Source organism: Solemya elarraichensis gill symbiont (genome assembly GCF_002021095.1).
Lineage (GTDB): Bacteria > Pseudomonadota > Gammaproteobacteria > Chromatiales > Chromatiaceae.
In genome coordinates this window covers 1-9,878 of record NZ_MPRK01000084.1, presented here as the reverse complement: position 1 = coordinate 9,878, position 9,878 = coordinate 1, and the positions used below count along the sequence as shown (strand labels likewise).

Genomic DNA, 9,878 nt, shown 5'->3' with positions numbered 1-9,878 from the left:
CTTTCAGTGCCTCGACATCAACATCACCATCCGACTTTGTCGGAATCTCCCTGACCTTGTAGCCGCACATCACAGCAGTGGCCGGGTTGGTTCCATGCGCAGCGTCCGGGCAGATGATCTCTGTGCGCTCATGGTCGTTGTTTGCGTCGTGGTAAGCACGAATCATGGCAACACCGGCAAACTCGCCCTGTGCGCCTGCTGCAGGCGTCAGCGAGACCGCTTGCATGCCGGTTACCACTTTCAGCATCTCCTGCAGGTCATACATGCAGGCCAGAAATCCCTGGCTGTGTGACTCGGGAGCATACGGATGGCGTGCGAGTATTCCAGGCAGCATGGCGAGCGTATTACACGCACGCGGGTTGTACTTCATGGTGCACGAACCAAGTGGGTAGAAGTTGGTGTCGATCGAGAAGTTTTTCTGTGACAGGCGCGTATAGTGTCTCACTGCCTGCATTTCAGAGACCTGTGGAAGTGCAGCCGTCTCCTTGCGAAGCAGTTCTGTAGGGATGTCGCTGACATCTCCCATAGCAGCAGGTGACTGGGCAGTGGCGCGGCGGCCAGTGTGTGATTGTTCGTAAATCAGCATCGGTTTATCCGTCTGTATATATCTGTTTATCTGTGTCCAACTCAGGCGCCAATCGCCTTGAGTGCGGCATCATAGTCAGGTTCTGTTGCTATCTCTTGCGAAAGCTCGGTATGCACCACGTCGTCATTTTCATCAAGAACCACCACGGCACGTGCAGTAATGCCCTCGAGTGGACCGTCGACAAGCAGGACGCCGTAATCCTTGCCAAATTTCTTGTCTCGCATCATCGACAGGTTGACGACATGCTCGAGCCCCTCGGTGCTGCAGAAGCGTTTCATTGCAAACGGCAGGTCAGCCGAGATGATGATGACAACCCCGTCGACACTGGCGATACGGTCGTTGAATATTTTCGTCGACATGGCACAGGTCGGTGTGTCGAGGCTCGGGACGATATAGAGAATTTTCTTTTTCCCCTTGAAGTTTTTCAGCGTCCAGTTCTTCAGGTTCTCGGTGACGAGGCGAAAATTGGGCGCCTTGGTACCTACCGCAGGCAGTTCGCCAATGGTATTGCAGGGTGTTCCACGTCTTGTGATGGCAACCATTCTGTTAACTCCTCCTGGACCGGCCAGGATGTGTCGGGATGATGAGGCTGGCGTTATGCATTCAGAATCCCGTTCAGCTTGTCGCGGTAGTTTTCGATTTCTGCATCAGTGCGTTTTTCGGTTGCACAGACGAGCAGTGCATCACCCAGCTCCGGGTAATCCTTGCCCAGGTCGTATCCACCCAGCAGGTTGTCCGTTGCCAGCGAGCGTAATACATCAGCGACCGGTGCATCGAGTTTGAGCACACTTTCATTGAATACCGGGGCAGAAAATGCCTGCTCGACACCTTCGATTGAAGTCAGCGCATTATTCAGCTTGCTCAGGTTCTGATGGCTGGTTGAGGCAGCATGTGCAAGACCGGTTCCACCCATCATGGCCATGTGAATGGTTGATGCAGTGACCATCAACCCCTGGTTGGTACAGATGTTGGAAGTCGCTTTTGAGCGGCGGATATGCTGTTCACGGGCCTGCAGGGTGAGGGCATAACCGACCTTGCCTTCAAGATCCTCGGTACGGCCAATGATGCGCCCGGGCATCTGGCGAACATGTTTCTGGTTACAGCACATGAAACCGTAATAGGGGCCGCCTGAGGCGAGAGGAATGCCTAGTGGCTGGCCTTCTCCAACGCAGATATCGACACCGTCATTGCCCCATTCTCCTGCTGGCGTCAGCATGGACATAGCAAGCGGGTTAACGACTGCTATAGTGAAAATATTGCGTTCCTGTGCCCAGCTTGTGAGTGCATCGACATCCTCGAGCACACCAAAAAAGTTTGGCTGGGGGATGACCAGTGCAGTGATATCCTCATCGCTAAAGGCATCCAGTGCAGCCAGGTCTGTGCGTCCGGTTTTTACATCAAAAGGAATCTCGACCAGTTCGATTTTCTGGTTGGTGACAATTGTTTTGGCTGTCTTCCGATATTCCGGATGCAGGCAGCGCGGAACCAGGATTTTTCTCGACTTTGACTTGCGATTTGCACGTACCGCCATGAGGATCGCCTCGGCGAGTGCGGATGCGCCGTCATACAGGGATGCATTCGAGACATCCATGCCTGTCAGCGCAGTCAGCATCGATTGAAATTCATACAGCAACTGCAGGGTGCCCTGGCTCGCCTCGGCCTGGTATGGCGTGTAGGCGGTGTAGTACTCACCGCGGGTTGTCAGTTCCCAGACTGCTGCAGGTATATGGTGATCGTAGGCACCTGCACCTATAAAACAGGTTGGAACACCGTCCTGGTTGGCTCTTTCGTGCATCAGTGCGGAGATGTCCATCTCCGTAATACCCTGCGGAATCGCATCGAACTTGTCAGTTCTCAGTGAATCCGGAATTTCGTCGAACAGGTCATCGATGCTGTCGACCCCGATGGTCTTCAGCATTTTCTCGATGTCGTGTTCCGTGTGTGGAATAAACGGCATTAGTGATCCTCGGACTCTGCATGTGCTGTATATGCTTCAGCGTTCATCAGGGCGTCAAGCGCACCAGTATCGGCAAGCTTCAGTTTGAACAACCAGCCATCTTCGTATGCAGAGTCGTTGACCTGCTCAGGTGCATCTGCAAGCGCTTCGTTGACTTCGACAACCTCACCATTGAGCGGGCTGTAAACGTCGGATGCAGCCTTTACCGATTCGACTACAGCGATTTCGCTACCGGTCTCTGCGTTTGCGCCGACTTCCGGCAGTTCAACAAATACCAGGTCGCCAAGCAGTTCCTGCGCGTGGTCGGTGATACCGATAGTGACAATGCCATCACCCTCGTCACGAACCCACTCATGCGAATTTGTATATTTCAGGTCAGCTGGTACGTTGCTCATAGTCTTTCTCCAGGTAAATTAATCTTTGAATTCTGTTTTCTTCACAAATCGATGCAGGCTTTGCCATTACGCACAAATGTGATTTTTGTTTTTCTGACCGGCAGGCGCTTGCCTCGCATCTCGACCTCAAACTGCTCAGGTGCATCGGCATCAACCCGTGCATAGGCGATGCTGCGTTCGAGAGTTGGTGAGAAACCGCCAGAAGTGATCTCGCCGATCTGCTTGTCGCCATCGAAAAGTGGCAGGTGATCGCGCAGAATGCCACGCCCTTCCAGAAGCAGGCCAACAAATGTTTTCAGCTTGCCCTCGGCAAGCTTCGCTTCCAGCGCCTTGCGTCCAACAAAATCACGCTCAGCGGGTTCAAGCGCAATGGTCCATTTGAGTCCGGCTTCAAGCGGGCTGGTCTCTTCATCCATATCGGAACCGTAGAGATTCATTCCGGCCTCCAGGCGCAGGGTGTCTCGTGAGCCGAGTCCACAGGGGCGAACACCTGCATCTGCAAGTTTCTGCCAGAAATCGGCAGCGTCATTTTCCGGCAGGATAATTTCGAAACCGTCTTCGCCTGTGTAACCGGTGCGCCCGATGAACCAGCTGCTGTCCCAGGCGGCATGAAAAGGCTTGAGCGTGCCGGCAGAGTCACGGATCTCGTCATTCAGTAGCGGTAGTGTCTTTGCCACCGCGTTTGGACCCTGTACGGCGATCATTGCCAGGTCGCGGCGCGGCGACACCTCGACATTAAAACCGGATGACTGGCCGATGATCCAGCCGAGGTCCTTGTCTGCAGTACCGGCATTCACCACCATGCGAAACCAGGTGTCATCGAGATAGTAGACAATCAGGTCATCAATCACTCCGCCTTGCTCATTGAGCATGCAGGAGTAGAGTGCCTTGCCGGGCTCTTTCAGGCGAGCAACATCGTTGGCGATCAGGTGGCGCAGGAAATGCGTGGTATCGCTTCCCTTGAGATCGATAACCCGCATGTGTGACACATCGAACATACCTGCATCCTGACGCACGGCATGATGTTCCTCGATTTGTGACCCATAGTTGACTGGCATATCCCAGCCGCCAAAAGGCACCATGCGGGCGCCCATGGCGCGATGGCTTTCATTCAGAATGGTTTTTTGATCCATGGTCGACTCCGTAGCGATAGTTCAAACGCAAAAGGGCGGCACCAGGCCATATTTTCCTGGTGCCGCCCCTCTGTCCTCGAACCTGAGAGTTTGAGTGATAGGGCGTCCCGAATCCGGGATTTCCTGAATTTCACCCTGCCCCGTCGGTGAGCCAGTCTAGTGGCTGCTCTCCAGAGTTGACCTGGCATTTCGTGCCAATTCCGCGGTCCTTTTGCCTGAGCGATTCCGGGCGGTTTGCGCCTTCGGCGTTGGCGCGCCTGCATACAGACAGCCAATCTCTCCCGCAGAGTTGTGGTCAAGTGCCAATAGTACCTTTGATTCCGGCTATTGGCAAAGGGGGAAAAGCGCGTTATATTTATATTTCACGGCATCCGGAATCGTCCGGGCGTCCTATTAGAGAATAACCTGATGACACAGTGCGCACGTCATAATTTGGCTCATCATACGGCTTTCAGCCGTAATGATCGTGCGTGCGCGCCTGTCCTACTCATGCTATCACTCCCAGGTCTGCTGCCCTGCGGGGCTTAATACGACCGACCTGCCCTGGCGAGGCACAAAATCCACCGCAATACCCTGAATTAATAATGAATGATTGAACGATCTGCCATAGTCCGTAAACTATGGGGCTGATCAGGAGAGGATTCCATGAGTAACGACAAACTCATCATATTTGATACAACATTGCGCGACGGTGAGCAGAGCCCCGGCGCATCCATGACCAAAGATGAAAAGGTGCGCATTGCCAAGTCGTTGGAGAAGCTGCGTGTCGATGTTATCGAGGCGGGTTTTCCAATCGCCAGTGTCGGTGATTTTGAGGCGGTCAAGGCGGTAGCCGAGACCATCACGGATTCGACCGTGTGTGGCCTTGCACGCGCCCTCGATTCAGATATCGATCGTGCCGGTGAGGCGTTGAAAAACGCCAATTCAGGACGTATTCACACCTTCATCGCGACCTCGCCAATCCACATGCAGCACAAGTTGCGCATGAGCCCGGACCAGGTTGTCGAACAGGCCGTTTATGCGGTCAAGCGGGCACGCAATTTTACCGATAATGTTGAATTTTCGGCAGAAGATGCGGGACGTTCCGAAATCGATTTTCTGTGCCGTGTCTTTGAGGCGGTGATTGATGCTGGCGCAACTACCATCAATGTCCCGGATACGGTCGGCTATGCCATGCCGTGGCAGTTTGGTGAGACCATCAAGCAGTTGATTGAGCGTGTGCCCAATGCGGACAAAGCGATTTTCTCTGTGCATTGTCATAATGACCTCGGTCTTGCCGTGGCCAACTCACTTGCCGCGGTTCAGAATGGCGCGCGCCAGGTTGAATGTACCATCAATGGCCTTGGTGAGCGTGCAGGCAACGCCTCGCTCGAAGAGCTGGTGATGGCAGTGCGTACCCGTCATGACGTTTACGACTGTGAGACCAATATCGACACCACGCAGATTGTGACCTGCTCCAAGCTGGTATCCAACATTACGGGTTTTGCGGTGCAGCCGAACAAGGCGATTGTCGGTGCGAATGCGTTCGCACACGAGTCCGGAATTCACCAGGATGGCGTGCTCAAGAGTCGCGAGACCTACGAAATCATGCGTGCACAGGATGTCGGCTGGTCACATAATCGCATGGTGCTCGGCAAGCACTCCGGGCGTAACGCTTTTCGTACCCGCCTCGAGGAACTCGGGCACAAGTTTGACACTGAGGCTGAACTCAATATCGTCTTCAGTCGCTTCAAGGATCTCGCAGACAAGAAACATGAGATCTTCGATGAGGATCTCCAGGTGCTGATGTCTGAAAGCAGCGGAGAAGCCTTGCAGGAGCGTATCAAGCTCATCTCGCTCAAGGTCTGTTCCGAAACCGGCGAAACTCCTACAGCCGAGCTGGTGTTGTCTGTTGATGATGAGGAGGTGAATGGTTCCTCGATCGGTAGTGGTCCGGTCGATGCCGCATATAAGGCGATCGAGTCGATTGTCGACAGCGGTGCTCACCTGCAGCTCTACTCTGTCAACAACATTACCTCGGGTACAGATGCCCAGGGTGATGTGACCGTGCGCTTCGAGAAAGATGGTCGCATCATCAATGGTTCGGGGGCCGATACCGATATCGTTATCGCCTCGGCAAAAGCCTATATCAATGGCCTCAACCGCCTGCTGGAGCCCGAAGTGAGGGAGCATCCGCAAGCGGCGGATGTGTAAGCTCGCATGCGGGTAGGCATGCTGGATCAGCGACAACACCACATGCTGGATGCCATGGGCATCCAGGTGTGGTCGCGTCGTCAGCAACGCCAGCCTGGTGATGCCGCTGAAATCACACTGCCGGATGAAGCTGAAGAGCAGTTGCATGACTGGGACTCGCTGCAGCAGTCCGTTGAGAACTGCAATCGTTGCACGATTGCTGCGACACGAACACAAACGGTCTTTGGTACAGGCAATCAGAATGCAGAGCTGATGATCATCGGCGAGGCACCAGGCGCAGACGAGGACAGGCAGGGAGAACCTTTTGTCGGCAGGGCGGGGCAGTTGCTCAACCAGATGCTGCTTGCCTGCGGATTTGGTCGTGAGCAAGTCTATATCGCGAACATTCTAAAGTGCCGGCCCCAGGCTAACCGCAACCCGTCACCGGAATAGATCATCTCCTGTCGCCACTATCTCAATCGCCAGATCGAACTGCTTGCCGGGAGATGACTCGTCAAGACCTGGGCGCGGTGATGGAGGTCGAGATGCTTGCCTACAAGCACTCCTGGACCAAGGGAATATTTCGTGACTGCCTGCAGGCTGGTTATATCGGTGTCATTGCAGAGCGGGATAGTACAATCATCGGTTATGCCATGATGAGTTCCGCAGTCGGCGAAGCACACCTGCTGAACATCTGTATTCATCCGCACCTGCAGGGGCGGGGGTATGGCAGGCAGCTGCTGGAGCATTTTGTCGGCATTGTCCGGGAGCGGCGTGTTGAAACCCTGTTTCTCGAGGTGCGTGCATCAAACACTGTTGCCCAGCAGCTCTACCTTGATTACGGTTTCAATGAAATCGGTTTTCGCCCCAACTACTATCCTGATGATGACAAGAGAGAGGATGCGCTGGTTTACGCCATGTCACTCTTGTAGTCAGTAAGTTACAAACTGCAAGTCGAAACTGTTTCATTGCCCGGATCAGGCCTGGATGACAATATTCTCGCCGAGCCAGTCGATAATATCATTCGATTCGTAAAGCCATTCTACCTGGCCGTCACCACTGGTGATTTTCAGACAGGGTGTCTGGTATTTTCCACCCTCTTCCCTGAGTTCATCTCCCCATGCGGGATTGCGTCTTGCATCACGCAGTTCAACGTTAAGCCCCTTGCGGCGAAACTCCTGGCGCACTTTCATGCAGAAAGGGCATGCCTTGAATTCATACAGTGCCAGTCCCTGTGTCTGTGCATCAATCGCGGCCTGCTGCTCCATGCTGTACACCGGTGCTTCCGGGGCAGTCATTTTTTCATAGGCGAGCACGCCACGGCCGATAATCCAGCGAAGTCCTTCAAATATCATGTCTACTGTTTCCTGTTATTTCTTTGAACCACCAAGGCAAGGCGGTGAGTCGGGCGCAACTCCACCTTTTGCAAACCACTCTTCGGGTGTCATGGTGTGAAGTGCGAGTGCGTGGATGCCGCCGGCAAGCAGCGCACCAAGAGAGCTGTTCACGGCCCGGTGACGTTGCACCAGGGGTTTGGAATCAAATTGATCACTAACCAGGGTGACCTTGAAGTGTGACTCGGAACCCTCGGGAACACTGTGCATATGGGATTCATCTGCCACCTCCAGAAACAGGGGAGTGAAGCTCTCCTGAAGAAGGCTTTCAATCTCTTCTTTACGACTCACTGCGATTCTCACTCTTCATGTATAGATGTATCAGACAATTCCGCCCCAGAAGTCGGAATCCCGGGCAAGGAACTGCTCATGGGGGATATAGTGTGAACCATCACAGGAAAAGTTCAACCCGACAATTCCATTGAAAATATTCACTGATCCGGCACGCAGGTAGATGGTTTCATCGGCAAAGCGCAGGTATTTGAAGGTCTCGAGAATCGCTTGCAGCGCAGATTTCGGAACCAGCGCATTGTCAGGATAGGGACGATGCGGATAGGCGAGGCAAATGTCCGGATCAATCAAGGCATCATAGTTGAGCAGCCGGTAACGGTAGGGATCGTCAATGTGCCAGATGGTCGCACGGCTCGAGGCAAAGTGGATCTTGCCGTGAAATACACCGCTTTCTGCCATCAGTTCCTCGATGACGGGCAGAATATCGTCAATATGCTGGTCGAGCATGCTTTCGGCGCGACTCTGCTGAAACAGCTGTCCGCGTATGGCGGGGTCGCCCTTGAGCTGGTGCCACTGGTGCGGCTCTTCATAGATTGCACGTGTCAGCGGTAGTTCGCGCAAGTCGAAATCGATGCCTAAAAAGCCAACGAATTCATCATCCTTGATTATCGGCTGCATGGCCGTAACCGATGGGCGCTTACTGCGCATACTGATATAGGATTCAGACAGTGACATGGCATCCCGCGGCGGATAGGGCTTCATGTAAGGCCGCTGTGAGCGGTCGCGATTGTAGTCGAGCTCGATAAAACCGTTGCGTGATGCATTGAAGCTCTGCTGGATGCCATCCGCATCGACAACATAGAGATAGGTTGCGAAGGGCACCATCGAGAAGGCATTGCCGAGCAGCGAATTGATGGTTTCAAGGTCGCCCCATACGGCCGCCAGTTCATGCGCAATGCGCTGTGTCGGATCGATCAGCATGTTATGCAGCGAGGCGCGCTGGATTTCGACGCTCTGCTTGAGGTTGTCAGTCTGCTTCATGCGGCTATTTTACATCAAATGACAGATGGAAATGGCTTACAATGATCTCAAACTGACTTAAACCCACAGTAGAAAAGGGCGTGGATACAGCGATGGGATTTTTCAAATTACGCGAGCAGGACCCGGCTGGTGATGCCAAATCACTGGACGAGACACTCGACGCACTCGGATACAACAGCGATGGACTGGTACCTGCGATCGCGCAGCAGTACGACAGTGGCGAGGTTGTCATGATGGCGTGGATGAACCGTGCCGCAATCGAGGAGACGCTGGAGACCGGCCGTGTCTGCTACTGGTCGCGTTCACGCCAGGCCTACTGGCGCAAGGGAGAGTCCTCGGGGCAGATTCAGAAACTGATTGAGATGCGTTTCGATTGTGACGGCGATGCGCTGCTGCTGAAGGTTGACCAGACTGGCCCTGCTTGCCATACAGGTCGCCGCAGCTGTTTCTATCACAAGGTTGTCATCGACAGCGAACCACTGATCAATCCTGAAGAGCTGTATAAATGATTGATGTCATTCCGATCCCGGCATTTGACGATAACTATATCTGGTGCCTGACAGGCGGAGATTCCGGCGTTGCCGTGGTTGTTGACCCCGGTGACGCAGATCCTGTTCTTGAATATCTTTCAGACCAGGGTCTGGTTCTCGGTGCAATTCTTGTTACTCATAAACATGGTGATCATGTCGGCGGTGTCAGGGAGCTTCTTGAGGCTTTTCCGGGCATTCCCGTTTATGGCCCAAGCAATGAGCCGATCTCCTCGCTGACAGTAAGACTCGGTGCCGGTGATACGGTTGAATTGGCTGGCATCGGTGCGCAGTTTGAAGTGATGGATGTACCGGGTCACACTGAGGGGCACATCGCCTATTTTGGCAATGGCATGCTGTTCTGCGGTGATACCCTGTTTGCTGCAGGATGTGGCAGGGTGGTCAGTGGCACACACGAGCAGTTGCATCACTCATTGATGGC

13 protein-coding genes and 2 riboswitches are annotated in these 9,878 nt (G+C 53.9%); of the genes, 5 read left to right on the top strand and 8 right to left on the bottom strand.

The genetic code is table 11. The features are described from left to right. The 5 genes from BOW51_RS05735 to gcvT form a co-directional block, all read right to left on the bottom strand. Positions 1-586 (bottom strand): PLP-dependent aminotransferase family protein (locus BOW51_RS05735; protein ID WP_503167668.1); only part of this gene is annotated, 586 nt, incomplete at its 3' end. A 41-nt stretch (positions 587-627) separates the two neighbouring features. Further along, a complete protein-coding gene (gene tpx, locus BOW51_RS05730) occupies positions 628-1,128 on the bottom strand; it encodes a thiol peroxidase (protein WP_078476860.1) in 501 nt (166 codons plus the stop codon). Between the two features lie 53 nt (positions 1,129-1,181). Next, positions 1,182-2,543, bottom strand: coding sequence for an aminomethyl-transferring glycine dehydrogenase subunit GcvPA (gene gcvPA, locus BOW51_RS05725; RefSeq protein ID WP_078476859.1), 1,362 nt, complete (start codon positions 2,541-2,543; stop codon positions 1,182-1,184). Next, positions 2,543-2,938, bottom strand: coding sequence for a glycine cleavage system protein GcvH (gene gcvH, locus BOW51_RS05720; RefSeq protein ID WP_078476858.1), 396 nt, complete (start codon positions 2,936-2,938; stop codon positions 2,543-2,545). Before gcvH ends, gcvPA begins: the two co-directional genes overlap by 1 nt. Before the next feature lie 41 nt (positions 2,939-2,979). Next, positions 2,980-4,071, bottom strand: a complete 1,092-nt coding sequence (gene gcvT / locus BOW51_RS05715; RefSeq protein WP_078476857.1) for a glycine cleavage system aminomethyltransferase GcvT — start codon at positions 4,069-4,071, stop codon at positions 2,980-2,982. Between the two features lie 60 nt (positions 4,072-4,131). Next, a riboswitch (glycine riboswitch) is annotated at positions 4,132-4,255 on the bottom strand. Positions 4,256-4,264: 9 nt separating this feature from the next. After that, positions 4,265-4,365: riboswitch (glycine riboswitch) on the bottom strand. A gap of 351 nt (positions 4,366-4,716) precedes the next feature. On the opposite strand from gcvT, the gene BOW51_RS05710 reads away from it, so the two are divergent. From BOW51_RS05710 to rimI, 3 genes are read left to right on the top strand one after another with little or no spacing between them, the layout of a single operon-like run. After that, positions 4,717-6,264 (top strand): 2-isopropylmalate synthase, encoded by a 1,548-nt coding sequence (locus BOW51_RS05710; RefSeq protein ID WP_078476856.1) that lies wholly within the window; start codon positions 4,717-4,719, stop codon positions 6,262-6,264. An 18-nt stretch (positions 6,265-6,282) separates the two neighbouring features. Further along, the gene (locus BOW51_RS05705) at positions 6,283-6,696 is read left to right on the top strand and encodes a uracil-DNA glycosylase (protein WP_306341491.1); all 414 of its coding nucleotides are present in this window, start codon (positions 6,283-6,285) and stop codon (positions 6,694-6,696) included. A 53-nt stretch (positions 6,697-6,749) separates the two neighbouring features. Beyond that, the gene (gene rimI, locus BOW51_RS05700; protein ID WP_135568086.1) at positions 6,750-7,175 is read left to right on the top strand and encodes a ribosomal protein S18-alanine N-acetyltransferase; all 426 of its coding nucleotides are present in this window, start codon (positions 6,750-6,752) and stop codon (positions 7,173-7,175) included. A gap of 45 nt (positions 7,176-7,220) precedes the next feature. On the opposite strand, the gene BOW51_RS05695 is transcribed toward rimI, so the two are convergent. The 3 genes from BOW51_RS05695 to BOW51_RS05685 are packed head-to-tail and all read right to left on the bottom strand — an operon-like array spanning position 7,221 to position 8,909. After that, the gene (locus BOW51_RS05695) at positions 7,221-7,598 is read right to left on the bottom strand and encodes a glutaredoxin family protein (RefSeq protein ID WP_078476854.1); all 378 of its coding nucleotides are present in this window, start codon (positions 7,596-7,598) and stop codon (positions 7,221-7,223) included. Between the two features lie 15 nt (positions 7,599-7,613). After that, positions 7,614-7,928, bottom strand: coding sequence for a BolA family protein (locus tag BOW51_RS05690; protein WP_078476853.1), 315 nt, complete (start codon positions 7,926-7,928; stop codon positions 7,614-7,616). A gap of 30 nt (positions 7,929-7,958) precedes the next feature. After that, positions 7,959-8,909, bottom strand: a complete 951-nt coding sequence (locus BOW51_RS05685; RefSeq protein ID WP_078476852.1) for a PDC sensor domain-containing protein — start codon at positions 8,907-8,909, stop codon at positions 7,959-7,961. A 92-nt stretch (positions 8,910-9,001) separates the two neighbouring features. On the opposite strand from BOW51_RS05685, the gene hisI reads away from it, so the two are divergent. Next, positions 9,002-9,418 carry a phosphoribosyl-AMP cyclohydrolase gene (gene hisI, locus BOW51_RS05680; protein ID WP_078476851.1) on the top strand — a complete coding sequence of 139 codons (417 nt, stop codon included), beginning with the start codon at positions 9,002-9,004 and terminating at the stop codon, positions 9,416-9,418. Then, positions 9,415-9,878: MBL fold metallo-hydrolase (locus BOW51_RS05675; protein ID WP_135568085.1), on the top strand; the 464-nt coding region annotated here is incomplete at its 3' end. The genes hisI and BOW51_RS05675, both read left to right, overlap by 4 nt.